Source organism: Streptomyces sp. NBC_01454, assembly GCF_036227565.1.
Lineage (GTDB): Bacteria > Actinomycetota > Actinomycetes > Streptomycetales > Streptomycetaceae > Streptomyces.
The window spans coordinates 8305538-8331052 of sequence record NZ_CP109460.1; the positions used below are offsets into that span (position 1 = coordinate 8305538).

At 68.4% G+C, this 25515-nt stretch carries 24 protein-coding genes and 7 pseudogenes; 17 read left to right on the forward strand and 14 right to left on the reverse strand.

The annotated features are described in order from the left end of the window. Positions 1-192: 192 nt before the first annotated feature. A complete protein-coding gene (locus OIU81_RS36370; RefSeq protein WP_329154701.1) occupies positions 193-567 on the reverse strand; it encodes a hypothetical protein in 375 nt (124 codons plus the stop codon). A gap of 128 nt (positions 568-695) precedes the next feature. Here OIU81_RS36370 and OIU81_RS36375 point away from each other — a divergent pair, with 128 nt between their 5' ends. Both OIU81_RS36375 and OIU81_RS36380 read left to right on the forward strand, forming a co-directional pair. Continuing rightward, positions 696-1052 carry an RHS repeat domain-containing protein gene (locus OIU81_RS36375; RefSeq protein ID WP_329154702.1) on the forward strand — a complete coding sequence of 119 codons (357 nt, stop codon included), beginning with the start codon at positions 696-698 and terminating at the stop codon, positions 1050-1052. 59 nt (positions 1053-1111) lie between these two features. Continuing rightward, complete coding sequence (locus tag OIU81_RS36380; protein WP_329154703.1) at positions 1112-1273, forward strand: RHS repeat domain-containing protein; 162 nt, start codon at positions 1112-1114, stop codon at positions 1271-1273. A gap of 49 nt (positions 1274-1322) precedes the next feature. Here the strand turns inward: OIU81_RS36380 and OIU81_RS36385 are convergent, their stop codons facing one another. Continuing rightward, positions 1323-2261 carry a L,D-transpeptidase gene (locus tag OIU81_RS36385; protein ID WP_329331827.1) on the reverse strand — a complete coding sequence of 313 codons (939 nt, stop codon included), beginning with the start codon at positions 2259-2261 and terminating at the stop codon, positions 1323-1325. A 250-nt stretch (positions 2262-2511) separates the two neighbouring features. Here OIU81_RS36385 and OIU81_RS36390 point away from each other — a divergent pair. Continuing rightward, positions 2512-3260, forward strand: a pseudogene (locus tag OIU81_RS36390) (SOS response-associated peptidase). Positions 3261-3727: 467 nt separating this feature from the next. Here the strand turns inward: OIU81_RS36390 and OIU81_RS36400 are convergent. Beyond that, positions 3728-4993: a trans-sulfuration enzyme family protein gene (locus OIU81_RS36400; protein ID WP_329154706.1), complete on the reverse strand. Its 1266-nt coding sequence runs from the start codon at positions 4991-4993 to the stop codon at positions 3728-3730. A 60-nt stretch (positions 4994-5053) separates the two neighbouring features. On the opposite strand from OIU81_RS36400, the gene OIU81_RS36405 reads away from it, so the two are divergent. Both OIU81_RS36405 and OIU81_RS36415 read left to right on the forward strand, forming a co-directional pair. Continuing rightward, positions 5054-5590, forward strand: coding sequence for an Lrp/AsnC family transcriptional regulator (locus tag OIU81_RS36405; protein WP_329154708.1), 537 nt, complete (start codon positions 5054-5056; stop codon positions 5588-5590). Positions 5591-6412: 822 nt separating this feature from the next. After that, positions 6413-7801: an alpha/beta hydrolase gene (locus tag OIU81_RS36415; protein ID WP_329154709.1), complete on the forward strand. Its 1389-nt coding sequence runs from the start codon at positions 6413-6415 to the stop codon at positions 7799-7801. Between the two features lie 261 nt (positions 7802-8062). Here OIU81_RS36415 and OIU81_RS36420 read toward each other — a convergent pair whose 3' ends face one another. Both OIU81_RS36420 and OIU81_RS36425 read right to left on the reverse strand, forming a co-directional pair. Continuing rightward, positions 8063-8284 carry a hypothetical protein gene (locus tag OIU81_RS36420; protein ID WP_329331670.1) on the reverse strand — a complete coding sequence of 74 codons (222 nt, stop codon included), beginning with the start codon at positions 8282-8284 and terminating at the stop codon, positions 8063-8065. Positions 8285-9147: 863 nt separating this feature from the next. Beyond that, the gene (locus OIU81_RS36425) at positions 9148-9669 is read right to left on the reverse strand and encodes a winged helix-turn-helix transcriptional regulator (protein WP_329154711.1); all 522 of its coding nucleotides are present in this window, start codon (positions 9667-9669) and stop codon (positions 9148-9150) included. Between the two features lie 93 nt (positions 9670-9762). On the opposite strand from OIU81_RS36425, the gene OIU81_RS36430 reads away from it, so the two are divergent. Together OIU81_RS36430 and OIU81_RS36435 are read left to right on the forward strand one after the other, a co-directional pair. Continuing rightward, positions 9763-10548, forward strand: coding sequence for an SDR family oxidoreductase (locus tag OIU81_RS36430; RefSeq protein ID WP_329154713.1), 786 nt, complete (start codon positions 9763-9765; stop codon positions 10546-10548). Between the two features lie 233 nt (positions 10549-10781). Beyond that, positions 10782-11249, forward strand: coding sequence for a Fur family transcriptional regulator (locus OIU81_RS36435; RefSeq protein ID WP_329154716.1), 468 nt, complete (start codon positions 10782-10784; stop codon positions 11247-11249). Positions 11250-11340: 91 nt separating this feature from the next. On the opposite strand, the gene rpsR is transcribed toward OIU81_RS36435, so the two are convergent. Genes rpsR through rpmG form a run of 4 tightly spaced genes read right to left on the reverse strand, consistent with a single transcriptional unit; the run spans position 11341 to position 13244 of the window. Beyond that, a complete protein-coding gene (rpsR, locus tag OIU81_RS36440) occupies positions 11341-11577 on the reverse strand; it encodes a 30S ribosomal protein S18 (RefSeq protein ID WP_006601609.1) in 237 nt (78 codons plus the stop codon). Between the two features lie 59 nt (positions 11578-11636). Further along, on the reverse strand, positions 11637-12791 hold the full coding sequence (locus tag OIU81_RS36445) for a CobW family GTP-binding protein (RefSeq protein ID WP_329154719.1): 1155 nt from the start codon (positions 12789-12791) through the stop codon (positions 11637-11639). Next, on the reverse strand, positions 12791-13045 hold the full coding sequence (locus tag OIU81_RS36450) for a type B 50S ribosomal protein L31 (RefSeq protein ID WP_329154720.1): 255 nt from the start codon (positions 13043-13045) through the stop codon (positions 12791-12793). Before OIU81_RS36450 ends, OIU81_RS36445 begins: the two co-directional genes overlap by 1 nt. 34 nt (positions 13046-13079) lie before the next feature. Then, positions 13080-13244, reverse strand: coding sequence for a 50S ribosomal protein L33 (gene rpmG, locus OIU81_RS36455; protein ID WP_109886461.1), 165 nt, complete (start codon positions 13242-13244; stop codon positions 13080-13082). Positions 13245-13311: 67 nt separating this feature from the next. On the opposite strand from rpmG, the gene rpmB reads away from it, so the two are divergent. The 4 genes from rpmB to OIU81_RS36475 all read left to right on the forward strand — a co-directional run bounded on the left by rpmB (position 13312) and on the right by OIU81_RS36475 (position 15528). After that, on the forward strand, positions 13312-13548 hold the full coding sequence (gene rpmB, locus OIU81_RS36460) for a 50S ribosomal protein L28 (protein WP_018542462.1): 237 nt from the start codon (positions 13312-13314) through the stop codon (positions 13546-13548). Beyond that, positions 13548-13853 carry a 30S ribosomal protein S14 gene (gene rpsN / locus OIU81_RS36465; protein WP_006601605.1) on the forward strand — a complete coding sequence of 102 codons (306 nt, stop codon included), beginning with the start codon at positions 13548-13550 and terminating at the stop codon, positions 13851-13853. Before rpmB ends, rpsN begins: the two co-directional genes overlap by 1 nt. 92 nt (positions 13854-13945) lie before the next feature. Next, a complete protein-coding gene (locus tag OIU81_RS36470; protein ID WP_329154726.1) occupies positions 13946-14326 on the forward strand; it encodes a hypothetical protein in 381 nt (126 codons plus the stop codon). Positions 14327-14361: 35 nt separating this feature from the next. Further along, positions 14362-15528, forward strand: coding sequence for a GTP-binding protein (locus tag OIU81_RS36475; RefSeq protein ID WP_329154728.1), 1167 nt, complete (start codon positions 14362-14364; stop codon positions 15526-15528). A gap of 40 nt (positions 15529-15568) precedes the next feature. Here OIU81_RS36475 and OIU81_RS36480 read toward each other — a convergent pair. Together OIU81_RS36480 and OIU81_RS36485 are read right to left on the reverse strand one after the other, a co-directional pair. Next, positions 15569-15900 (reverse strand): annotated as a pseudogene (locus tag OIU81_RS36480) (PAS domain S-box protein); the annotation flags it as partial. Between the two features lie 246 nt (positions 15901-16146). Next, on the reverse strand, positions 16147-17055 hold the full coding sequence (locus OIU81_RS36485) for a LysR family transcriptional regulator (RefSeq protein WP_329154729.1): 909 nt from the start codon (positions 17053-17055) through the stop codon (positions 16147-16149). A 125-nt stretch (positions 17056-17180) separates the two neighbouring features. Between OIU81_RS36485 and OIU81_RS36490 the strand changes: the two genes are divergently transcribed. Further along, the gene (locus OIU81_RS36490) at positions 17181-17984 is read left to right on the forward strand and encodes an SDR family NAD(P)-dependent oxidoreductase (RefSeq protein ID WP_329154731.1); all 804 of its coding nucleotides are present in this window, start codon (positions 17181-17183) and stop codon (positions 17982-17984) included. A 68-nt stretch (positions 17985-18052) separates the two neighbouring features. Next, positions 18053-18781 (forward strand): annotated as a pseudogene (locus tag OIU81_RS36495) (IS5 family transposase). On the opposite strand, the pseudogene OIU81_RS36500 reads toward OIU81_RS36495, so the two are convergent. Continuing rightward, a pseudogene (locus tag OIU81_RS36500) lies at positions 18773-19303 on the reverse strand (nucleotidyltransferase family protein); the annotation flags it as partial. The pseudogenes OIU81_RS36495 and OIU81_RS36500 sit on opposite strands and share 9 nt — an antisense overlap. Before the next feature lie 80 nt (positions 19304-19383). Here OIU81_RS36500 and OIU81_RS42485 point away from each other — a divergent pair. The 3 genes and pseudogenes from OIU81_RS42485 (at position 19384) to OIU81_RS36510 (ending at position 23714) form a co-directional block, all read left to right on the forward strand. Beyond that, positions 19384-19521: a zinc-ribbon domain-containing protein gene (locus tag OIU81_RS42485; RefSeq protein ID WP_443074103.1), complete on the forward strand. Its 138-nt coding sequence runs from the start codon at positions 19384-19386 to the stop codon at positions 19519-19521. An 863-nt stretch (positions 19522-20384) separates the two neighbouring features. Then, the gene (locus OIU81_RS36505; RefSeq protein WP_329154733.1) at positions 20385-22466 is read left to right on the forward strand and encodes an alkaline phosphatase family protein; all 2082 of its coding nucleotides are present in this window, start codon (positions 20385-20387) and stop codon (positions 22464-22466) included. Positions 22467-22992: 526 nt separating this feature from the next. Continuing rightward, positions 22993-23714 (forward strand): annotated as a pseudogene (locus OIU81_RS36510) (dienelactone hydrolase family protein). A gap of 28 nt (positions 23715-23742) precedes the next feature. Here OIU81_RS36510 and OIU81_RS36515 read toward each other — a convergent pair. Then, a pseudogene (locus OIU81_RS36515) lies at positions 23743-23999 on the reverse strand (IS630 family transposase); the annotation flags it as partial. Between the two features lie 65 nt (positions 24000-24064). Here OIU81_RS36515 and OIU81_RS42490 point away from each other — a divergent pair. Further along, positions 24065-24277, forward strand: a pseudogene (locus OIU81_RS42490) (transposase); the annotation flags it as partial. 63 nt (positions 24278-24340) lie between these two features. On the opposite strand, the gene OIU81_RS36520 reads toward OIU81_RS42490, so the two are convergent. Then, positions 24341-25465, reverse strand: a complete 1125-nt coding sequence (locus OIU81_RS36520) for an IS30 family transposase (RefSeq protein ID WP_329142502.1) — start codon at positions 25463-25465, stop codon at positions 24341-24343. Positions 25466-25515: the final 50 nt, after the last annotated feature.

The window sequence follows — 25515 nt, forward strand, 5'->3', positions numbered from 1 at the left end:
CAGGACGCCTGCAGGAAGCGTCTCCGAGGGCCTTCGCGAGCAAGCCGGCGCCAGCCTGGCTCATCGTCCCCTCACCGGGCTTCGCCCCGCCACGCTCTGAACGAGGCGGGGCGAAGCACAACGAGGGCTGTACCCGAGGGAGTTCGTACAGCCCTCCCCATGTGTGCCCCTGTCAGCCGGAGGCGCCCGCCCTCAGCGGTCCTCGCAGGCAAGCGTCAGGCACAGCATCATCACCTCGTAGGGGGTGCTGTCGCTCTGTGCGGTGGTCGCCTCCTCCAACTCCGCGACGAACCGCCACTGCGACGGCTGGGCGTGCTTGGTCTCTCCCTTCTTTTCCACCTCGACGTGGAGTGCGCGGGCCTGCGGATCGTTCGTCTCGACGAGCACTTCGTCGCTGTCGACCGAGAAGTGGTCGTGTAACAGGACCAGACCGAACCGATCCAGGTTGCCGTGCTTCTCCAGCACGGCCTTGATGTCCCTGGCGAACTCCGCGTCCTGTGGGCCGAGCGGTTCCGCGTCTTCGAAGCGAGGAAGGTGGTGCGATGCGTGGCTGGTCTGCGTAGGCATGAGCATCTCCCTTCGACCGCGCTCTGCGGCCTCAAGACAGCATAGGCAAAGGGTGAGTTGCGGCAGAAGAACCCGACGGTGACAGGCACCCAACACGAGCCGGACGGCGCTGCTGGGACTCAACGCCCATGCCGGAGCGACGAAGGGACGAGCAGCAGCACGTGACCAAGACCGTCGATCCGCTCGGCAACACGACACGGACCGACTACGACGAGGCCGGCCGGGTCAGCGCCCGCACCGATGAGATCAACAGAACCACCCGCTTCGACGCGATAGCCGACGCCGCGGGCCAGACGATCCAGGCCACCTACGACGCCTTCGGCCGCGTCATCACTGCCACCAACTCACTCGGCTTCACCAACCGCTCGAGTACCGTACCGAGGGCGAGATCACCCGGCGTGTCCATCCCGACGGTGCGGTCGAGCCATGGGTTCACGACCCTGAAGGCTTCGTCATCGAGCACCGCGACCGAGCCGGAGCGGTAACCCGATGCGAGATCGGCCCCTTCGGCAAACTGGCCGGCAGGACCCTGTCCGACGGAGCAGTGCAACGCTTCGCCTATGACACCGAGCTGCAGCTGCCGGCAGTCACCATGAACGGTGCATCCTGGCGATACCGCTACGACGAGCCCGGGCACCTGGTAGGCGAGACCGACTTCAACGACCACAGCTTCCCTATCGGCTCGGCGGCGCCGACCAGCTGCTGAAAACCATCGGTGCGGCCGGCCGCACCACCGCTGTCGGCGCCGCAGCCTGTCACAGTGTCGTGGTCGTCTGCTCCCCGGACGCGCTGCCTGCGAGCCATTGGTCCCATCCCAGGTTGAAGTCGGCGTAGCCGTTGTCGGCCGGGGCCTTGGCGCGGGGGGAGCCGGTGATGGTGATCGGGTCGCCCTGTTTGACCTGGCCGTAGAACCATTTGGCTTCCGACATGGACAGATGGACGCAGCCGTGCGAGCCGCGGGCGCTGCCGTTGCCGGGAGTGGGGTCGCCGGTGGAGTAGTGCACGTACGTGCCGGATTGAGTCAGGTGGACGTCCCAGGGCAGCGTCAGGTCGTAGTAGTTGGGGCTGCCCTTGTCACAGCTGATGCCCACGCTGCAGGAGGTCATGTGGACCTTCTCCTGCTTGTCGATGACGGCCATCGTGCCGTTCCACGTCGGATACTGGGCGCTGCCCGCATTGATCGAAAGGGTGCGTACCGCCTTGCCGTTCCGGGTCACCTTCATGGTGTGGCCGGTCACCGAGACATCCGCGCGCACGTCGTCGCCGACCTTGAAGGTGTGGGTGTAGCCGTTCACGCCGTAGCGCCCGTGGCCGTTGGTGACGCCCTTCATGGCGGCGTCGATCTTCACCTTCGTGCCGGAGGGCCAGTACTTCTTCGGCCGCCAGTCGGCGCGCCTGTCGCCCAGCCAGTGCCAGGCGCCGGCCACGGGGTGCGACGCACTCACCTTCATGTGCTTCTCGACCGTGGCCCGCGCCTTTTCCGCGACCGGGTTCGTGAAGACCACCGAGATCGGCATGGCCACGCCGACCGTGGTTCCCGTCTGCGGGGTGATCGTGTCCAGCAGCATCGGCGGGCCCGCGGGCTTCGTCGGTGACGGCGAGGCACTTGCACTCGCCTTTCCCGGCGCCTTTGCGTCGTCCCCGCTCGCCTTGTCACTGCCGCCCCCGCCGCAGGCACTCGTGCCCACCAGCATCGCGACCGTGACGAGTGCTATCCCCGTGCCTCCCGTGCGCCGTCCCACGACCTGCCCCGCTCTCTTCGCTCCCCGGCCCTGAGGGGCCCGACTCCCTGTCAGACAGCAACGGGATGGGCCTCAGTTGCGTGCGGCACGTAGATCTTTAGTGATCCACGTCATTCAAACTTCGATGGTACGCACTCAACGTTCGATGGCACACCGCACGGGGGAGCCCGCTTCCTGGGCGGGTGCCTGGCAGGGTGGGGGTATGTGTGGTCGTTTCGTTTCCACCCGCAGTCCGCAAGCCCTGGCGAGCGTCTTCGACGTCACCCGCTGGGACCCTGGCCTGGCTCTGGATCCGAGCTGGAACGTAGCGCCGACGGATGAGGTGTGGTCGGTGCTGGAGCGCGTCGAGCACGACACGGGCGAGATCACCCGGCAGCTGCGGCCGCTGCGCTGGGGCCTGGTGCCGTCCTGGGCGAAGAGCCTGAACACGGGCGCGAAGATGATCAACGCCAGGGCGGAGACCGTCGCGGAGAAGCCGGCCTACCGCCGCGCGTTCGCCAAGCGCCGCTGCCTGCTGCCCGCGGACGGCTTCTACGAGTGGCAGAACATCGCCGCCACCAAGACCGCCAAGGCCCGCAAGCAGCCGTACTTCATCAGCCCCGAAGACGGCCAGATCATGGCACTGGCCGGCCTGTACGAGTTCTGGCGCGACCCGGCGGTCGAAGACGACGGCACGCCGGGGCGTGGTGGTCGACCTGCACGATCATCACTACCGACGCCACCGATGCCGCCGGCCGCGTCCACCCCCGCATGCCGCTGGCCGTCACCCCCGCCGACTGGGGTGCCTGGCTCGACCCCGCCCACCAGGACCCCGCCGGGCTACGCGCGCTGCTGACCACTCCTGCCGCCGGCCACCTCGGCGCCCGCGCGGTCTCGACCGCGGTCAACAACGTCCGCAACAACGGCCCGCACCTCCTCGACGAACCGGCCGACGACACCGGCAACGCCTGAGCCGCACCACATCAGCCACGCCACCTGACTCGCTCCGTGGATGTGAGCCGCCGGGATGTGACTGAGTCTTCAGCCGCCAGTGAGCGTGGTCCTGCCGGTAGCCGGCGTCGCTACCCATCGGGGCCTACTGTTCCGCCTCCGGGTGTACTCAGCTGTTCACTCCGGCCTCCCACTTGCGCCGGCGCAGCACGTGGTCGCTGAAGAGGTGTCGGCTTCGGTCGAGCGGTTAGGCGCGGATCGTGCGGTTGCTCTACGCCCTGTCAGCACCCACGCTGTCCGGAGTGCGGCGCGGACGTCCGAGCCCCGTGCGGGGAACGTGGATCTTGCTCATGACCAGCTCGACCTGGGTGCAGTCCGCCCGCTGGTGCTGGAGGAGCCTCTCCCAAGTGCCGTCGGCCGACCACAACACATGCCGCCTGGGTCCCGACCGCACAGGACGACGACCGGCCCGGTCGTCGCCTGCGGTTCTACCTGTTCGCGACCGCCGCTTCCCGGAGGACCCTGCCCGGCCCCGGCGCCGTCCCCAACGCCCGGTCGAGGTCGGCCCACAGGTCCTCCACGTCCTCCAACCCCACCGAGAGCCGCAGCAGCCGGTCGCTGACTCCCGCGCCGCGGCGGTCGTTCGCGTCCACGATGCGGTGGCTGATGGACGCGGGGTGCTGGATGAGGGTGTCGACGCTGCCGAGGCTCACGGCCGGGGTGATCAGTCGGACGCCCGCGATGACGTCGTGGGGGTCGCCGGCCACCTCGAAGGCGACCATGGCGCCTCCGATGCGCGGGTAGTGGACGCGGGTGATGCGTGGGTCGGCGGCGAGCCGGCCGGCCAGCTCCGCCGCGTTCGAGGACGCGGCTCGGACCCGTACGGGCAGCGTCGACAGACCACGGAGCAGCAGATAGCCCGCGAGCGGATGCAGCACTCCGCCCGTGGCGAACCGCACCTGGCGCAGCCGCCCGGCGAACTCCTCGTCGCAGGCCACCACGCCGCCCATGACGTCTCCGTGGCCGCCCAGGTATTTGGTGGCGCTGTGCAGGACGAGACGGGCTCCCTGCACGACGGGGCGTTGCAGCACGGGGGTGGCGAAGGTGTTGTCGGCGAGCAGCGGGACGGAACCGCAAGCGTGCGCGACGGCTCTCAGATCGAGTTCGGCGAGGGTCGGGTTGGCCGGGCTTTCGACCATGACCAGGCCGGTGTCGGGGCGCAGCGCGTCCGCGATGCCCGCCGGGTCGACCCAGGTCACCTCGGAGCCCAGCAGCCCTGCGGTGAGCAGGTGATCGCTGCATCCGTACAGCGGTCGTACGGCGACGACATGGCGCAGGCCCATCGCGTTGCGTACGAGCAGCACGGCGCTCAGCGCGGCCATCCCGGTGGCGAACGCAACCGCGCTCTCGGTGCCCTCAAGACGCGCGAGGGCGGTCTCGAAGCGGGCGACGGTCGGGTTGCCGAGGCGGCCGTAGACGGGCGGGCCCTGCGGTTCGGCACCGTCGGCCGCGAAGGCGTCTATCCGGGCGGCCTCGCCCTGGCTGTCGTACGAGGGGTAGGTCGTGGACAGGTCGATCGGCGGGGCGTGCACCCCCTGCCGCGCGAGGTCGTCCCGCCCGGCGTGCACCGCCTCGGTGGCGAGCGCCCGGGGTGCGGGCACGCCCGGGACACGACGGCCGGTGCCGTCGGGATCATGGCCGGTTCCCTGTGGGTCGGTCGGTACGTCATATGCGTCAAAGCTGCCGGAGTCCATGGTCAGGAGTCTGAACACTGAGCGGGGTCAGAGCGCCGGACCCCGTGTTACGTTCGATATATGGCTGATTCTGTCGTACTAGATCCGGTAGATCTCCATCTGCTACAGCTGCTGCAGAACGACGCACGGATGACCTACCGCGATCTCGCCGCGCAGGTCGGTGTCGCGCCTTCGACCTGTCTGGATCGGGTGACCAGGCTGCGCCGCTCGGGAGTGATTCTCGGCCATCAGCTGCGGCTGGACCCGGCGAAGCTGGGCCGGGGCCTGGAGGCACTGCTGTCCGTGCAGGTCAGGCCGCATCGGCGCGAGTTGGTGGGGCCGTTCGTGGAGCGGATCAGGGCGCTGCCGGAGTCCATTACGGTCTTCCATCTGACCGGGCCCGACGACTATCTCGTCCATGTCGCGGTCGCGGACATGGCGGATCTTCAGCGGCTGGTCCTCGACGGGTTCACCTCACGGCCCGAAGTGGCGCGCGTCGAGACCCGGTTGATCTTCCAGCAGTGGGACTGCGGCCCGATGCTGCCGCCCCGGCCCGACGGCGCTCCCGCCCCCACTACCACCTTCGACCATCAGGCTCCCGGGAACCCCGCGGCCTGATGCGTATACCGGTCCAAGCCGGAGCCACAAGCTCGGCTTCAGGGGCGGCCGCCCACCGAAGTTCGACAAGGACGAGTACAAGCAGCGGCATGCAGCCGAGTGCGGGATCAGCCGGCTCAAGTGCCACCGCGCGGTCGCCACGAGATACGACGAACTCGCCGTCCGCTCTCACGCGACCGTGCTGGTCGCGGCGACTAACGACTCCGGGGGCTGTGAGCCACCCGGCAACTGTCCTTGATCCACTTTCGCAACAGGCCATGGTGACCCGTGATGCCGGTAGACCTCCAGGGGCGGATGAACTGCTCGTAGCGTACGAGCGGGGCGGACGGGCTCACGTGCGTGGCTGCGTGCGCTGACTGGTTCGGTGGACCGGGTCGGTTGTGCTCGCCCAGGCGCTCGACGCTTCTCAGGCGGCGATCGTGGTCGGGCGGATGGCGGCGAGTTCGGTCTCCCGGACGTGTACGCACGTCCTCGACCGGGATTGGCGAGGGCGCACGGCACCATTCCGGAACAGCTTCCCGACCTCGCCATGGTCACAGTTCGGTAACGCACGGCCCATCACGCCCAAGTGTGACATTGTACATGTCACATAATTCCTCCATGAGAAGAGTCACAGCCTTGATAGCGGCCGTCGCCGCAATCGGCGGAATGACAGCGGGTGTTACGCCTGCCTCTACCTCCCGGTCAGCACCCGAGGGCGTCGGTGAAAGGAAGCTCGCCTGGAGCTCCTGCCACGACACGACGACCCCCGCGCTGCAGTGCGCCATGCTCGAAGTGCCGCTGAACTATGCACACCCAAACGGAACCAAAATCAAGATCAAGGTGAACCGGCTCCCGGCCACCGCCCCCAAGGACAAGCAACAGGGCCCGATCCTGCTGAACCCCGGCGGTCCCGGCGACTCGGGCCTGTGGATGCCCGGCTACATCTCCGGAAAGATCCCGCACGACGTCGCCTCGACCTACGACTGGATCGGCTTCGACCCGCGCGGCACCAACGCCAGCACCCCACACGTCACCTGCGACCCGCACTACTTCGACGGCGAGCGGCCGGACTATCAAGTCAGCCAAGGCGCCTCGAAGGTGTGGCTGGAGAAGTCGGCCAAGTACGCCGCCGACTGCGCCGCGAACTGGAGCTGGTTCCTGCCGCACATGACCACCGTCGACAACGCGCGCGACATGGACAGCATTCGTCGGGCGCTTGGCGTCCAGAAGATCAACTTCTACGGTGGCTCGTGGGGCACCTCGCTGGGCTCGACATACGGCCAGCTCTTCCCCTCGCACGTGCGCCGGATGGTGCTGGACAGCATCGTCGGCCCGACCATCGACTGGTACGACCACAACATCCTGCAGGACAAGGAGCACCAGCGCCGATTCGACGCCTTCGCGGCGTGGACCGCCAAGGCCGACTCCGTCTACCACCTGGGCACCGACGCGGCCGCCGTCGAGAAGAAATACCACCGGGTCGAAGCCGTGCTGCGGATCAATCCGGTGGATGCCGCCCCGGCCCCTGGCAAGATCGGCCCCGCCGAGTTCGAGGACACCTTCTACGGCGGCGGCTACAACTTCCTGCGCTGGCCCCGGATGGCCACCGCGCTCTCGGCCTACCTCAACCAGCACGACACCCGGCCGCTGAACATCGCCTACAACCGCTACGCGGCACCGGGCGCCGACGACGGCACCTTCCCGGCGTACAACGCGGCGCAGTGCACCGAGAACGCCTGGCCGCGTGACTGGGAGTTCTGGAAGAAGGACCAGGCCAAGGTCAACGCCATCGCGCCCTTCTACACCTATAACAACATGTGGTACAACGCTGCCTGCATGTTCTGGCCCTACCAGGGAGACCAGGCCGGCCGGCTGAAGATCACCGGTAAGGGCTTGCCGCCCGTCCTGCTCTTCCAGGCCACGGAGGACGCCGCCACCCCCTACCCCGGCGCTGTCGCGATGCACAAGGCGTTGCCCGGCTCCAAGCTGGTCGTCCAGCACGGCGGCAGCTTCCACGAGATCCTCTTCCACGGCAACGCCTGCCTGGACGACACCTTCACCGCCTACCTGCGGGACGGCAGCCTCCCAACCGGCAAGGGCTTCATCGCCAAGACCTGCGCCCCCGAACCCGACCCCACCCCGGTCTATGTGACCGCGTCCCCCTCCGCTACGAAGGCCGGGCCTGCTCTTCGGGCCACCGACCCCCAAGCGATCCACGGCACGCGGTAACAGATTCAGCGCTCAGCACCGCGACTGCGTGGTGTGGTGTCGAGGCCGCAGCTCTATCGGCTGCGGCCTCGGCGCTTGTAGTGGCTGCGGGGCTTGGGGCTGTCGGCGTCGGCGCCACGTGGGGCCCGGGACCTCGGCGCATACAGGGCCCGGTCGAGCTGCCTGCTGCCCCCCGCTGCATGGCTTTGGCGCCCCACCCCGACCTCGTTCCAGCGGGACAACGTGGGCCCAAGCCCACCGACGGAAATGGGCAGATGCGCATCATCGTGGCGACAGGTAGACGCGGTAGCCGTGGTGGCTGCGCAGACCGGGCAGCGGGTGAGGTGTCCAGGTACGGGCGTACGCGGGTGGTCGATGGCGGTGGCCGGACGATGACGGCGACGGGTTCGCTGCGGGCACTTTCGCTGGGACAACACCGGCGACACCGCCACCCTGTGCTACGACCACCGCCGCGTCGTCGATGCCGAAAGCTGGGGACGCCACGGTCACTGACCGTGCGGCCGGGGATTCGTGGCGCTCCAGCAGCCAGGTGACGGCCTGGTGGTCGAGGCGGGTTCCGAGGACGCGTTCGAGGCTGGGGGTGCCGTATCTGTTTCGTCAACCCCACCAGGGTCGGTCCATAGGGTTGGTCCTGGTTTTCGGGAACGTCCCGCGAAGCGGGACGTTCCCGACGGATCGGGTGCGTGATGGGCAGCCCGGTGGCCGGCAGGGCTGGACTGGCCGTGCCGGTGCGTGGGCGTGATGGGGCCTGGAGGGCAGCAGCGGTGGAGTGGTCAGGCGGCGAGGCCGACGTCGTCGCGCACCGCGGCCGGGCCGGCGAGGCTCGACACCCGGGGTGACTCAGCTCACGCGCCTTCGTCGACCTCCTCTCCCGCCCGCTGCGGGAACGGCTCGTCGGCAGCTTCATCATCGACCGCGAGGCCGCAACACCCGCGACAGGCGACGCCTCTCGCAGGAACCGCAGATCGACCAGGGCCCGGCGGTCGAACGCTCGGCTGGCGGGCCGTCGGTTGGTCCGTCAAGCGGTGTGTGGGCGGGCTGGCATGTCGTGTTCGGTGTCCGAGCGGCGTGGAGGTGGCCGTGCACGGTGCGCAGGAGCGTTTGTGGCCTCGCTTCCGTGATGACTACGGACGCTGAGGAATCAGCTCTACGCAGTCGATAGGAGGATGGCTACGAACGAGAGGCGATCCGTTGATGGCCCTTCTCGGAAATGACCGGTGTTGCCGCTTGACCCAATTGGTCCTTATCCCACGGGCCGGGGAGGCATCGCAAGCGCAATGGCGGTGAGGCGCGGGGCTGTCCGGTGGCTCGGCGTGCAGGCAGGTGCGCTGTCAAGATGGCGTGTCCTACGCCCCTGTCGTCGGGACAGCCGGTCGCTGCTGGGCGTAACGGCTGCGCATGGCGTTGCTGGCTGCAGGGCCGGCCGTGAAGACGTAGGCGTCACTGTCGTCGAGTCGGCGACCGGTCTTGGCGTCGACCACCATGGGCTCGACTTCTTCGCCACTGTTGGCGTCGACGAGGACCATGCTGCGCTCGTGCGGTGCCAGGCGGGAGTTGCCCCATGCGGCCAGGGCGACCATCACCGGGCGCAGGGAGCGCCCGAGCTCGGTAAGCACGTATTCGTGGCGGACGGGGTTGGTCTGGTAGGGCCGGCGCTCCAGCAGCCCGTCCGTGACGAGTGTCTTCAGTCGGGTGGTGAGCATGCTGGACGAGATGCCCAGGTTCTCCTGGAACTGGTCGAAGCGGGTGTAGCCGTCGAAGGCGTCGTGGAGGAGCAGCAGCGTCCACCACTCGCCGACGTGCTCCACCGTCGTGGACAGCGGGCACTCCCGGTCCTCCAGCCTGATCCTGCTCGCCACGGCGACCATCCCCTTGGTTACTGCTAAAATCGAAGTTAGTAGCTTTTATTTTAGCAGCCACGAGTGTCGTGGCTATGCCCGCACCCGGGAATGGAACGTGCCATGACCAGCCCCATCAGCGAATCCCTCGAAGGCCGCCGCGCCCTGGTCACCGGCGGCACCAAGGGCACCGGAGCCGCGATCGCCCGACGCCTCGCCGAAGCCGGCGCAAACGTGCTCGTCACCTCCCGCAGCCGCCCCGACGAGCTGGCGGAGAAGGCATTCATCGCCGCCGACCTGTCGACCGCCGAAGGTGCCGGTCACGTGATCGCCGAAGTGGAAGCACGCCTGGGGGGCGTCGACATCCTGGTCCACACCCTCGGCGGCTCCGAGGCGCCGGCCGGAGGATTCGCGGCGCTCGACGAGGACGACTGGGCCAAAGAGCTCAACACCAACCTGCTCGCTGCCGTCCGCCTCGACCGCGGTCTGCTGCCCGGCATGATCGCGAGCGGCAAGGGCGTGATCCTGCACGTCACTTCGATCCAGCGCCGCATGCCACTGTGGAACGGCACCCTCGCCTACGCAGCGGCCAAAGCGGCACTGACCACCTACAGCAAGGGCCTGGCCAACGAGGTCGCCCCACACGGCGTCCGCGTCAATACCGTCTCACCGGGCTTCATCCAGACCACCGCCGCCGACAGGCTGATCGCCCGGATCGCAAGCGAAGCCGACGTCACCCAGGAGGCGGCGCTGGGACGCCTCATGGACGCCCTCGGCGGCATTCCTCTCGGGCGCCCCAACCGGCCCGAGGAAGTCGCCGAACTCGCTGCCTTCCTCGTCTCCGACCGCGCCTCGTCCATCGTCGGCGCCGAACACGTCATCGACGGCGGCACTACCCCCACCGTCTGAACCCACCACCCGAAGGATTATGCGGCACTTGCGCTCTCCGCGCTCCTGGCGGTTCTCGACATGTGGGCCGGCCTCGCCGCCTCCTGCGTAATGCCGGAGGTGCCACCCAGCTTCGCCATGATGGCCGTGGCCACCGCCGTCTACGCCGCCACCTTCCTCGTCCGGCGGCCGGCGGCTCGTACGCGTCTTCATCCGACCACCGCTTCCACCGCGGTATGAGGTCTCACAACACGATGACCGCAGGCACCAACCCTCAGGCCACCGCAACGCAGGAGATCTCCCTCCTGGGACGCTTCACCCAGCAACGCGCCACCGTGCTGGAGGCATTGATCGAAGCGGAGGAGTCGGAGGGGTTCGTCAGTGCCCAGTCCCTGCACACCCGGCTGCTGGCCGCCGGATCACCGGTCGGCCTGGCCACCGTCTACCGCACGCTCAGCGCCCTGGCCGAAGCGGGGCGCGCCGACGTCGTACGGGACATGCACGGGGAGCGGATCTTCCGCTACCGCCCCGGCTCCGACCACCGGCACTACCTGATCTGCACCGCATGCGGTGTCAGCGTGACGCTGGACTCCGTGATGGTGGAGAACTGGGCCGCCGGAGTGGCCCGGACGAGCGGCTTCACAGCTGTCCGGCACACCGTCGAACTCACCGGAATCTGCCCCGACTGCGGCTCTGCAGCGGGGAGTTCTCCCCGCGACTGACGCGACCCCGGGCATGACGCGACCCCGGGAGCGCCGCCGCTGGACGCGACGGCCGCTCTCCGGGTAGATCTGTACGGCAGCGGGGACCGCGCTACTTGGAGTCGTACGGCAGCAGCGCCATCTCCCGGGCGTTCTTGATCGCGCGGGCCAGCTGCCGCTGCTGCTGCGCGGTGACCCGGGTCACCCGCCGGCTGCGGATCTTGCCGCGGTCCGAGATGAACTTCCGCAGCAGATCGGTGTCCTTGTAGTCGATGTAGGTGATCCCGGCGTGATCCAACGGGTTGGGGCGGGACTTGAGGGGCTTGCGGGGATCGTGGCGGCGGGCCATGACACTTCCATTTCTCGGGTCGGGGAGGTGCGGGTGAAGAACTGCGGGCGGTCGGGTGCTCAGGAGACAGGGTCGAGGAGCGCGTCGAAGGACGCCGGGAGGTGCTTCCATGCCTCACGACCGGCAGCGAATTCGTCCTTTGTCAGCAGGCAGGAGTCGAGCAGCCGCTCCAGTCCTTCGCGGTCGAGGCCGGGTGCGGTGAAGACCAGGTGCTGGCAGCAGTCGCCGTGTTCGGGATGCCAGTCGAGGGCGGCGGCCGCTCGGCGCATCGGGGGAATCATGTCCCAGGCGGCGTCCGGGAGCGACGCGAGCCACGGGCCGGCATTCTCCACGCACAGCGCACCGCCCGCGGCGTCCCAGGACAGCAGGGTGTCGGGGCGGTCGGCGAGCCAGAACCGGCCACGGCTGCGAACGGCCACGCACGCCAGGTCTTCCAGCGCCTGGTAGAGCCGTTCCGGGTGGAAGGGACGCCGCCGGTGCCACACGAAGGTGGCGACTCCCGACTCCTCCGCTTCCTGCGGCAGCAGTGCGCAGGCCGGGTGCTGGGCGGCGGCCGCCGCCTCGACGTCGAATCCGGCGAAGGCGGCCTCCGCGAGCTGACGGGAGGCCACGGGCACATGGCGTGCCGTCGGGTGCAGTTGGGCGAGGATCGCACGGTCCTCGTCGTCCGCCTCCTCTCCGTCGGCGAGCGCGAGGACGGGGGCGTACTCCAGCTGTCGCGCCCAGGTGTCCCCGATGGTCCGCTGATCGGTTGCGGCCGCCGCGAGCCCGGCCTCCGCCAGGTCGTCCCCGTTGGCGAGGTACGGCAGTACGAGCGCGGGGTCGACCGCGGTCATCGCATTGGAGAGCGTCAGCGACTCGCCGCCGTGCGCGGCGATGACCTCGGCCATCGCCCGAGGCTCGACGGAGTCCCAGAGTTCGACCACCGCCAGCCGGTGCAGACCGCTCTCGGCCAGCCGCCGGAGCTCGGGCACCAGGTCCTCGCGCAGGGCACAGCATGCACAGTCGTTGACGAGGGGTGCCTCGCCGGAGGACAGCTCGCCCGAGGCGTCCCGCACCGTGCGGCGTACCGTTCCGGCTGCTGCCGTGGAGAGGTTGTGGTGGAGCGCGACACTGCCGCGCACGGTGTGCAGTAGCCGCAGCACGACCTGCTCACGGGCGTCGGAATGCAGCCCGCCGACGAGGACGACGGGGAGCCTGCTCTTCGCCGTCATTACCGCGCCCCGCGCCGGCCGTAGCGCCGCTCGAAGCGCTCGACGCGGCCGGCCGTGTCGAGGACCCGGGCCGTGCCGGTGTAGAAGGGGTGGCTCTGAGACGAGATCTCCACGTCTATGACGGGGTAGGTGTTGCCGTCCTCCCACTCGATCGTCTTGTCGCTGGTCGCGGTCGACCGGGTGAGGAAGGCGAAGTCGGCAGCCCGGTCGCGGAAGACGACGGGGCCGTAGGCGGGGTGGATCCCAGGCTTCATGACGGTGTTCCTGTCTGCTAAGTCGGCTTGTGAGTCAGCGTTCTTCGCGGAAGTCGACGTGCCGGCCAACGACCGGGTCGTACTTGCGCAGGACCAGGCGGTCGGGGTCGTTCCGCCGGTTCTTGCGGGTGACGTAGGTGTAGCCCGTTCCCGCGGTGGAGCGGAGCTTGATGATCGGGCGGAGCTCGTTGCGTGCCATGGGCGCTACTATATGGGAATGGTTTCCATTGCCGATAACGGCTCCGACGAGAGGTAACCCACACACCATGTCCGCCCACTGCCAGCTGACCGGCGCCAAGCCGGGCTTCGGCAAGACCATCTCCCACTCGCACCGCCGTACGTCCCGTCGGTTCGACCCGAATATCCAGCGCAAGCGCTACTGGCTGGCGAGCGAGGGCCGGCATGTCCGGCTCACGCTCAGCGCCAAGGGGATCAAGACGGTTGATTCGATCGGTGTCGAGGCCGCGGTGGCACGGATCCGCGCACGAGGGGTGAAGGTCTGATGGCCAAGCAGAGCAAGATCGCGAAGAACGAGCAGCGCAAGGTGATCGTCGAGCGGTACGCCGCCCGGCGCGCTGAGCTGAAGGAGATCATCCGGCGGCCTTCCTCCACCGACGACGAACGGGCGGCCGCACAGGCTGAGTTGCGGCGTCAGCCGCGCGACGCCAGCGCGACCCGGGTGCGGAACCGGGACAGCGTGGACGGCCGCCCCCGAGGCCACCTGCGCAAGTTCGGCATGTCCCGGGTGCGGATGCGCGAGCAGGCGCACGCCGGATTCCTCCCCGGAGTCACCAAGTCGTCCTGGTGATATCCGGCGACCGCCACGCTGGACGGCGCTGCGGTCTGGGTCAACACCCAGGCCGCGGCGCCGTCCCGGCCGCCCCTCAGAAGGACCTACCGATGAACCGCGCAACACCGGGCGGCCCGAGTCGCCCCTTCACGCTGGTCGCCTGCACCAACTGCCCAAGCGATGTGGGCGAACCGGTGATGGACCGGCTGCGCGAGGCCGTCCGTACCTGCCCGCACGGCATTCTCGTCGCCACTGGATGCCTGGGCGGCCTGCTGCACTGCACCCCGGCTGAGGGCCTCCACGCCGCAGTACAGCCGTGCGCGAAGGACCGCACTCCCGCCGGCCCCGTCACCCGCCTGGGCCCCATCGCCACCGAAGCCGACGCGGAACTGGTCGGCGCATGGCTCCTGGCCGGCATGCCGGACGACGGCACGCTTCCGCACCGGCTGCGCGCGGTGCCCGCGCCCCGCCACATCGCCCACCTCAACTGACAGGAAGCCCAGTGCCCAAAGGGCTGTTGAGTATCGTGAGCGGGAACACCCCGGCTGCCCGCGGGCTCACGGTGGACACGCTGGTGCGCAGCTCGCCCAGCGCCGTGGTGCTGGCCGCATCCATCCACTGCCGGGACACCGGGTACCCGGTCGTACAACGCTTCGTCACCGGTCCCGGAGTGCCGCAGTCCGTCTCGCAGCCCATGGCGCAGGTGGCCACCGGCGACCCGGTGGTGATCCTCCGGCAGGACCTGTTGGCCATCCGACGCACCGCACGGCCCCCACACTTGGTCCTCGCACTCCCCGACGAGCTGGATCTCCTGCCGTTCCTGGTGGAGTTGTGGCGACCGCGGACCGGCGCCAGCGCACTGGGCGACCACTACGCCCCGGGCCCGGTCGTGGTCGGGCTCGACCCAGCGGCCTTTCTGGCCGAGCTCGGATGCGTCCACCGGGCCGCCCGGCTGTGGGACGGTACGGATCACACCAGCCCCCTGACACCGGCCGAGATAGCCGCCCGCAGGGTGGAAGCCGCCCACGGCGTCCTCGTGACGGCCCAACCGGACCACACCGGCCGTCGAACGGATGGGGTGGCTGCCCTGGCGCGCCACCTCAACCCCTCCGCGACACTCATTCACGTGGCACAACAGCCGCAAGTGGCAGCGGAGTTGCCGCCGTCGTTCCTGCGGCCCGTACCGGACGCCCTTGAGGAGTGGCGGGCCCGGCTGGAACCGGTGACCGTGGTGCCCGCACGCCCCGGTACCGACCTGGGTGTGACGTCGGTGGTGTGGCGAGCCCGGCGACCGCTGCACCCTGAGCGGCTCGCGGACGCACTGCCCACCGTCATGGCCGGCGTGGTGCGCGGCCGAGGCCACCTGTGGCTGTCCAGCCGGCCCGCAGCCGTGGTGACCTGGCGGTCGGCCGGACCGCACATGGAACTGCACGAAGCAGATCGCTGGCTGGAGTCCGGAGACGAGAGCGCCTGGCGGAGCGCATCCCCGCAACGGCGCACCCTCGCGTCGTGGTTCTGGCACGACTACTACGGCGAACGCCGTAACGCCCTCACGTTCACCGGCGCCGACCTCGACCGGGACCTGCTCTGCTCCGCACTCGACGCGGCGTTGCTGAACGACAGGGAGTTGTCGCTGGGCTGGGACGGCTGGGCGGCCTTCCCCGATCCCCTGCTCGGCGACGCCCCGCGCTGAGCCGAGCCACTCCCGGGCTCTGCCGAATCTCTCAGCGGTATTGGCGTACGGCGGATCGGTCGGGGGCCAGGCCAAGGGCGTAGAAGTCGCCGAGGTCGTCCAGCAGCCGCATGTTGCGGAACTCCACCAAACGGGTGCTGCCGTCCTTGCGCCGGATGGGGAACGCCCCGGCCCACCGCTCACCGGTGCCCATGACCTCGGCGGACAGCTTGATCATCCATTCCCAGTGCTGTTCGTGAACGAGCAGCGGCGCAGCGTACTGCCCCAGCGCCTCCTCAGCGGCATAGCCGAACAGCTCCTCGGCTTCCGGGCTCCACAACACGATCCGCCCCTCGGCATCCAGCAGCACCGCGGAACGCCGAGAAGGTCCATCAGCCCACTCGGCTGCGACGACCGCTCCTGCGGCTGGCCGGTGTCAGCCGGACGCCCATCGGCTGTGCTCACACGGGCACTCCTTCCCTACGCCGGACCATAAGGGCCTCCGCTCGCACCAGCCCGCGGCCCTGCCCCGTACCTATGGAGTGCTTTGGCTTCCATGGTCCACCTTGGAGCGGCCGACCGCGCACGCGCTGGACCCAGGATGGTCCCCCGCCTGGATCTGCCTTGCCGGGTGCGGCGTTATGGCGCCACACGAAGCTGTGCGGCCTCGTGGCGCAGCGCCCCCACGGTGGCCGTCACCTCGGGAGAGCGGTCGCGGACCGTGACGGCGACGATGGCTCGGCCGAGCCAGGCGGGGTCGTCGACTTGGACGATGCGGACTCCGGTGGGGACCGCGGCCGCGGCTACTTCGGGGAGTACGGCGATGCCGAGACCGGTGGCGACAAGGCCGAGGCGAGTGGGCCATTCGCGGGCGGCGTAGGCGATCCGCGGGTGGTCGAGGGTCGGCCAGGCGCCGAACTGGGGGTCGTCACGGAGGCCTTTGCCGACGATCCAGGGTTCGTCCCTCAGCTCGGTCACCGGGATGGTTCCGCGGCCGGCGAACCGGTGGTTGGCAGGGACGGCGAGCAGAAGGCCGCCGTCGAGGAGCAGGTCGCGGCGCAGTCCCTCGAAATCGTAGGCGGGCAGGTCCGGTCCCACGCCGATCACTGCGACGTCGATGCGGTGAGCGCGGAGTTGGCGAAGCTGCGTGGGCGAGGACGTCTCGCCGAACTCGACGATCAAACCCGGGTGGTCCCTTCCAAGGCGAGCCAATGTCCTGGGGACGAGCACGGCGGCGGCCGAGGGGAACGCCGCGATGGCGACTCGTCCGGTGACGTGGTCCTGCAGTCCGGCGAGGTCTGTGCTGACGGCGTCGATCTCGTTGAGGGCCGTCGCGGCTCGGCGGGCGAGCATCATGCCCGCGGGAGAGGGAGCCACCCCGCGGGCGCCCCGGACGAACAGCGGTGCGCCCGCGGCGGCTTCCATCGCCGCCACCTGACGGGACACCGCTGACTGCGTGTATCCGAGTGCGTCGGCCGCCGCGGTGAACGATCCGGTGTCGACTACTGCCTGGATGACGCGGAGACCGGTGAGGGTGAAGTCGGCCATGCCGTCATCCTGACACATTCCGAAAGCGCATGTCTCCTATGTAATACCTTCGCTGGTGGAATACCTGGATCAGCAGCACGATGGAGGAGCAACAGCAAGCAATTCACGCACAGGGAGCACCAGCCATGGCGAAGACGTGGTTCATCACGGGCAGCTCGAGAGGGTTCGGCCGCGAGTGGGCAGAAGCGGCGCTCGAACGCGGCGATCACGTCGCGGCGACGGCTCGGGACATCAGCCGGCTGACCCCTTTGGCCGAGCGGTACGGGGACGCGGTATTGCCGGTCCGGCTCGACGTCACCGACCGCGCCGCGGTGCATGAGGCAGTGCAGCTGGCCCACTCACATTTCGGTTCGCTGGATATCGCGGTCAACAACGCCGGCTACGGGCATTTCGGCATGGTCGAGGAGTTGAACGAGGATGACCTCCGGGCTCAGATGGAGACCAACTTCTTCGGCGCGGTGTGGGTCACGCAGGCCGTGCTGCCCCTCATGCGGTCGCAACGATCGGGAAGGATCCTGCAAGTGACCAGCGAGGGAGGCGTACGTGCTTTCCCTGGCATCGGTGCGTACCACGCCTCCAAATGGGCTCTTGAGGGGCTGTCGGAGTCCCTGGCGCAAGAAGTGGCAGCCTTCGGCATCCACATCACCAACGTCGAGCCTGGCCCCTATGCCACCGACTGGCTGGCTCGCGGGGCACGGCACAGTGCGCGGCACCCGGACTACACCGAAGTCCACGCGGCCACTGCGCAGGATTTCGAGGTAGGCGACCCGCGCGCGACCCGCGCGGCGATTCTTCGGATCGTCGATGCGGAGCGGCCCCCACTGAGGATCTTCCTCGGCAAGTCCTTCACCGACGTCGCTGGTCTCTACGAGGAGCGTCTGAGTACCTGGCGCCAGTGGCAGCCGGTCTCCCTGGCTGCGTTCGGCTAACTGATCGTTTCAGAATGAGTTGAGCCGAGGGTCCTGTGCTCGGCGATCTTGGTCGGCAGGGTGTCCGAGTGCGTGCTGATCTTGTTCCGGATGACCTGTGGAGCGCGTAGCTCCGCTGCTGCCTCCCGCTCCCGAGCGGCGCCACCGTTACTGCGGGCGCCTACGCGTTCCGGACCGGACCGCGCTCGCGGGCATGTGTACGTACTGCGGACCGGTATCGCGTGGCGAGACGTTCCTGCCGAGGCCGTCGGCTGCGGGACTGGACCGAGGCCGGCTCTGGCCCCGCCTGCACGCTGCCCTGCTGACCGAACTGCACCGCGCGGACCTCCTGGACCTGGACGAATGCGCTGTCGACGGCTCACACGTCCGGGCCCTCAAAGGGGGGCCCACATCGTCGTCGACCGGTACGGAACTCCGCTCGCCGTCACGCTGACCGGCGGCAACCGCCACGACGTCACCCAGCTTCTGCCGCTGCTGAACGCAGTCCCTCCGATCCGGGTCTGCGGGGACGGCCCCGCCACAGGCCCCGGTGCGTGTACGCCGACCGGGGCTACGACTTCGACAAGTACCGTCGCCTGCTGTGGAAGCGCGGCATCAAGCCGATGATCGCCCGACGCGGCGTCGCCCATGGCTCCGTACTGGGCAAGGTCCGTTGGGTCGTCGAGCGCTCCTTCGCCTGGCTCCATCAGTTCAAGCGACTGCGGATCCGCTACGAACGACGCCCCGACCTCCACGTCGGTCTGCTCCAACTCGCGTGCAGCACCATCTGCCTGCACCGACTCCGTGCATCAGGGTGAAGAGGGCGTCAGGATGGTGGGCGCCGAAGGCCAGTCGAGCACGGTCAGCTCGGGCCACTGCTGTCGCCAGCGCGCGGTCTTGGTCTCGTACACCTCGCGCGGGGCAAGCGCCGGATTGGGACGCACGACGAGATTGAACACCTCGGAGAGCCCGTGCGGCGCATAGACGCGCCACCGCCCACCCGGCTCCAGCCGCGCGCCCAGGCAGCAGGTGGTCGCCGCGAAGCTGTCGATGGCCGCCTCGGTGGAGGCATAGGGAGCGCACGCGACGCCGAACTTCTGCTCGTACCAGAGGTGAACGCGGGCCTCGTTGCGGACCTCGACCTCCGCCGGCAGCCCGGCGAAGGCTTCGCCGGCGGCCTTGATCACTGCGTCCTCCGCTTCCCACGACAGGTCACGGTTTTCGAAGTAGAAGACGTCGTAGTCCTTGATCCCGTTGGTGGGATGCCTGTCCGTGACCACACTCCAGACCGTCTGGAACAGGCAACCCGCTGTCACGTACCAGTCGGGCAGACTCGCTGCGCGCAAGGTTCGCGGAGATCGCGGACGAGCTGGATGATCCAGACGTCGACTCGTGCCGGCTGCCCACAAGTCGGCACAACGTGTCAAGGAAACGGATCGCCGGGGATGAGTCCGGCGGGGTCTACGCGACGCTTCCCTGGCAGTGCCGCCACGGGCACCGATGGGAGGCGACCGTCCTCAACCGTGTTCAGGGCGGCGGCTGCCCCTCCTGGAGGTGAGCCGATCGCCGACATCGCGCCAGAGGTGTCCACATCGTGCTCTCCGCGGGAGCGGAGGTGAGCCGTTGTTCTGACTGGTGTCAGCGATACCCCGGGTGGTGCTCTCCGCGGGAGCGGAGGTGAGCCGCACAACCCCACCGGCGCAGACGCCGTCGCCGCGGCGACGAAGGGCCGCCGACGCCGCCCGGGAGCGCACCGCGCAATACCTGTTGATGACGGCCGGGTTCGAGCGGTGCGGCGTCGGCCCGCGGCCTTCGTGGTGGGTGTAGTGGCGCTCAGGGACGTGCTCGGCGGACAGGGCGACGGCGCTCACGGCTCACTCCTTCGAGGTACGACGCGAACACCATCCTCCCCATGCACCGCACCGGTCCGCGCAACGTCGAGGTTCTTATCGCCAAGGCGCCTGTACTCCTACGCACCCCGCAAGGCCCACTTCACCTGGTGACCGACGACTCGACCGCCCGGCTGCGGGCGCCCCAGGTTCGTGGACAGACGCAGTCAGCCCGCACCGCGGATGAGTGTGCGCCGAAGTGTGTCCTGGGCCCAACTGCCGCGGGTACCTTCCGAGTAGGCGTACATCCGGAAGGAGCGACCCTCATGGCGCGCTGGGACGACTACACGACAGGAGAGCGCATCAAGCTCCTGCGCGGCCGGGAGATCCGGCAGGCGGACTTGGACCACGTAACAAAGCCCTACTGGTTGTCCGAGCACCCGCACCGCTCCAGCTGGCTCTGCTGCCCCGCAACCGTCCGTTTGTTGCCAGTCACCGCTCAGCCAGTGTTCACACGGGGTTGGCGTCGGCTGGCTTACGTGAACGGCCCCAGTACCCATGCCTAACTACCTGTTCCTCGTGAGGAGCATCCATGGCCCCCGATCCGACCACCCCGACGCCCGAGTCCGAGTTCGGTGACAGACACGAGACGACGACCGGCGCCACCCGCCGTCGGTTCCTCCAGGGCGCGGGAGTCGCCGCCGGGACGCTGGTGCTCGGCGCGACCGCCGGGGCGGGCGGCGCGGACGCCGCTGCGAAGCCCGGGTACGTCTTGCCAAAGGGCTTCAAGGGCGACATATCTGACCTGAAGCATGTCGTGATCCTGATGCAGGAGAACCGGTCCCTCGACCACTACTTCGGCACGTTCCCCGGCATACGCGGCTTTCACGACAAGCAGGCGCTGCGGTTCCAGGACGGCACCACCGTCTTCCAGCAGAAGGACAGCAACGGCAACATCGTCACCCCGCAGGTCGACGACGGAGCCTGGGGCAACGACCACGGAGCCTGGGGCGACGTCGACCACCGCAAGTGGGACCTGTGGGTGCAGCACAGCGGCGCCAGCTGCATGAACTACCACAGCGACGCCTACATGGGCTTCTACCATTCGGTCGCCGCCCAGTACACCATCGCTGACCAGAACTTCTGCTCTGAGTTCGGGCCGACCGATCCCAACCGGAAGTACCTGTGGAGCGGTACCGCCAACAGCGAGACGGGCAATGCCGATGAGTCCAACTACTCCCGTCGCTGGATCACGGTAGCCGAGCAACTCCAGCAGACCGGCATCGACTGGCGGCTCTACTCCGACAACAGCGGCAACGGGCGACAGGGTTACGTCAGCACCTGGGTCGGCGACTACGGCGACAACGAGCTGAAGTACTTCAAGGGGTTCGACCCGGAGGGACTGAGCGCCGACGACCCGAAGCTGCAGCCCGGCACCGGGCTGATCTGGCGCGGCAACGCCACGTACTACTCCGGCATGACCTCGCCGAACGACGACTCCGACGAGAACCTCGACGCGGTCCTCAAAGACCTCCATGGCGCCTGCCAGCCGGGCGCGGAACACCCGCTGCCGGCCGTTTCCTGGATCGTGGCGCCGTACGGCTGGTCCGAGCACCCGGACGCGGACAGCCTGCACGGCGAGCGCTACGTCAAGAGGGTGCTCGACATCCTCCAGAGCAACCCCGATATCTGGAACCACACCCTCTTCATCCTCAACTACGACGAGAACGACGGGAAGTTCGACCACGTGCTGCCGCCGTGGCCTGAGCCGGGCACGGCGCGTGAGTACGCCGGCGACTACCCGCTCGGCCTCGGTGCGCGGGTGCCGATGCTGCTGGTCTCACCGTGGACCCGCGGCGGGTACGTCGCCTCGGAGGTCTTCGACCACACCTCGACGATCAAGTTCCTCGAGAACTGGGCGGCCCACCTCGGCAAGCCGTTCCGTTGCCCCAACGTCAGCGACTGGCGGCGCTCGATCGCGGGCGACCTGACCAGCGCGATCGACTTCGCCCACCCGCAACCGGGGCCCGCCACCTTCCCGGACCCGCTCGCCGAGCAGCCGGTGTCTATCGCCGCCGACCACATGAAGCCGCGCCCGCTGAGCTTCCATCCGCACGCGACGATCTCGGAAGACCGCGCGGCGGGGACGGTCACCGCCACGATGACCCTGACCGGCGGCGCGACGGACAAGGCCTTGTGCTTCCAGGTCTTCCCCGATAAGTACCGGGCGTTCTCCAGCACGCCGTTCACCGTCACCGCGCGCAAGCCGCGCAAGTACACCTGGGGCACCAAGGCCACCGACGGCAAGTACGCGTTCTCGATCTACTCCAACGACGGCTTTGTGCGCTCCTTCGCCGGACAGGTCGCGCCCGCTGGAAAGACAGACGGTGGCCTTCCGCGCGTGGAGGTCGCCCTGCTGAAGGGCGCGGGGACCGATCAGGAGGCTCAGGTGAAGCTCACGCTGCGCAACGGCGGCACCAAGCCGGTGCGCTACACACTCACCGCCAACGACTTCCTCGGCAGCACCCGGAACGTCACGGTGGACGGCGGCATGACGAACGTCGTCATGTGGCCGACCCAGCAGGGCTACTACGACGTGGTCATCACCGTCGACACCGACACCACCTGGATGCAGCGGTACGCCGGCCGGATCGCCACGACTGAAGAGGGCTGATCGGCCAGGACATCCGCTGCGCGCTGCCGTCCTGGCCGCCGACAACCTTGCCCGCCTTGGGTGGGCTCATCCCTTTGTTTTATGGATGCGCAGTGGTGACGCCGTAAGGCGAACAGGAAGCCCCGTCAGTGATGCAGCGACCACCGCGCCGGTAGTTCGCACCGGGGAAGTTACGTGCCCCTCGCGTGCCCGATCGGGTGGGAACCACGGGGAGTGGCGGACAATCACGGACACCGGGAACAGGAGCGGTCTCCGACCAAGAGTGCTGGTCGGAGACCGTTCACCTGCGGAGGGTGTGGGATTTAGACCGTGTCCTATGTGGTGAGGAGGCATCCGGCCACGGAACCTCCGCAAAACCCATGGGCGAACCACGGCGACCACTGCTAATCTCCCGGACGCCGTGCGAGACAACGAGGAGGTGGTACCCGTGAACGCAGTATCGACATGGGTGCTCCCCTCCGGGGTCACGGTCGGACGGTAGGTCGTCCGGGAGCGCCGTTCAAGAGCACTCCCGAAAGGCACGACCATGCGATTCACTTCTGAACAGCGCCTCGACGACGGCGTCCTCGAACGCGAATTCACCCTCGGCGAGATCCCCGGCACCCTGTGGACGCCTGAATCCGCCGCACCGGCTCCGCTGATCCTGATGGCCCACAACAACGGCCTGCCCAAGGGGGAATCCCGGCTGGTGGCACGGGCCCAGCAGTCCGCGGCGTACGGCTACGCGGTGGCCGCTATCGATGCCCCCGGGTGCGGTGACCGGCCCCGTTCCGCCGCCGATGAGCAGGCTCGCGCCGACCTCCGCCGGGCGATGGCGGCCGGCGAGCCGGTCGACGAGATCTTCGAGTCCTTCATCGTCCCGCTGGTCGAAAAGGCGGTCCCGGAATGGCGGACCACCCTGGACGCCTCCTTTTGCTGCCCGAGATCGCCGGCCCGGTCGGGTACTCGGGATGGACCGCCGTCGGCATTCGGCTGGCGGTGGTCGAACCGCGCATCACGGCCGCCGGTTTCTTCGCCGGGGGTTACGTGCCCCGCGCCCAGCGCGAGGAGGCCCGGCAGGTCACCATTCCGCTGCTGTTCCTGCTGCAGTGGGACGACGAAGGGAACCCCCGGCAGCGGGCCCTGGACCTGTTCGCTGCCTTCGGCAGCAAGGAGAAGACGCTGCACGCCAATCTGGGCGGGCACGTCGGCACCCCGTGGTTCGAGGTGGAGGACGGGGACCGGTTCTTCCGCCGGCACTTGAAGTGAGGCCGGGCCATCAGGCCGGCAGCAGACTCTAGTGACCTGAGTCAGAGATTCGTCGGCAGTAAGCGGCGACTTTGTCGAGGATCTCGTCGGCGGTCTTCGTCCAGATGAATGGTTGTGGGTGGTCGTTCCAGCCGGCGAGCCAGGTGCGGATGTCGCGTTCGAGGGCCTGGACGGAGCGGTGGACGCCGCGCCTGAGTTTCTTCTGCGTGAGTTCGGCAAACCATCGCTCCACCAGGTTCAGCCAGGACGACTCGTCGGTGTGAAGTGCAGGTGGAAGCGGGGATGAAGCTTCCCCTTGTGACTGGACACCTGGAGACTGGGACATGAGGTTCCAGAGGAAGTAGTGCCAGGTGGGTAGTCAGTACTCCAAGCGGTATTCGGAGGAGTTCAAGCGGGACGCGATCGCGTTGGCCCGCTCCTCCGACAAGACGATCACGGAGGTCGCGCGGGATCTGGGGGTGAGTCCGGAGAGTCTGCGTGGCTGGGTCAAGCGTGACCGGATCGACCGCGGCGGGGGCACGTCGGGCGAGCTGACCAGCGCTGAGCGCGAGGAGCTGAAGCGGCTGCGCAGGCAGAGCGCCGAACAGCAGAAGACGATCGAGATCCTGAAAAAAGCGGTCTTAGATTCAACCGGTCAAGGCAACACTCTCGGCCGGGGTGCGGAATCCCAGGCACTTGCGGGGGCGGTTGTTGAGTTTTGCCGCGATGGCATCAAGGTCGCCCTGGCTGAACGTCGAGAGGTTCGTCCCTTTGGGCAGGTACTGCCGGAGCAGCTTGTTGGTGTTCTCGTTGGTGCCCCGCTGCCAGGGGCTGCGTGGGGCTGCGAAGAACACGTCGACGCCGGTGTCGGTGCTGAGACGCTTATGGGCTGCCAGTTCCATGCCGCGATCCCAGGTCAGCGTGCCTCGTAGTCGGGAGTCCATGCGCGTGTATGTCTCGGCTAGAGCTGGAACGACAACGTTGGTGTGGCGGCTGGCGAGTTTCACGACCGTGAGGAACCGCGTCTTTCGGTCGACCAGGGTGGCGACCTGGCTGTTGTTCGAGCCGATCACCAGATCGCCTTCCAGATGTCCGGGCTCGCTGCGGTCCTCCGCGGCCTGGGGGCGCTCCTCGATCGGCCGGGCATCGGTGATCTGCGAGCGCCATTGTCCCTTCACCGTGTGTCGCTTGTTCTTCCGGATCGGGCGGCCGGTGCGAAGGCGTTTGCAGACCTCGCGGGGGATCACTTTCCACCGGGTGGTGTAGACCGACCGGTAGATCGTCTCGTGGCTGATCTCCATCGCCGGGTCATTGCCGTGATAGCGACGAAGGTGGCCGACTATCTGCTCGGGTGACCACTCCTCGCAGAGCAGGGTCAGCACCTTCTGCCTGAGCGCCGGTCTGGTGGCGAGCAGGCACCGTTTCGGGCGCCTGGCGCGGTCAAGTGCCCGTTCCTGCGCAGCGATTGCCCGGTAGACGTCGCGTCCGCCGTTGTTGCCGACTTCACGGCTGATCGTCGACACCGCACGCCCCAGCAGGCTGGCGATCGCCCGGTAGGAATGGCCGGCACAAAGCCCGCGCGAGATCTCTTCCCGCTCGCCCAAGGTCAGGCTTCCAGCGCGCGCCTTGCGAGGCGCGGGAGCGATTCCTCCGTGATGCTTGAGGACGGTGAACACCGAGCCGGGCGGTTTGCCGATCTGTCTCGAGATGACGCTGATCGACTCCCCGGACCTCCACCGCCGCCACAGGTCGGCCTTCGTCTCGTCCGACATCCCCGGCCGACCCAATCTCGCCACGTATACCGTCCTCAACCAGCACTGTT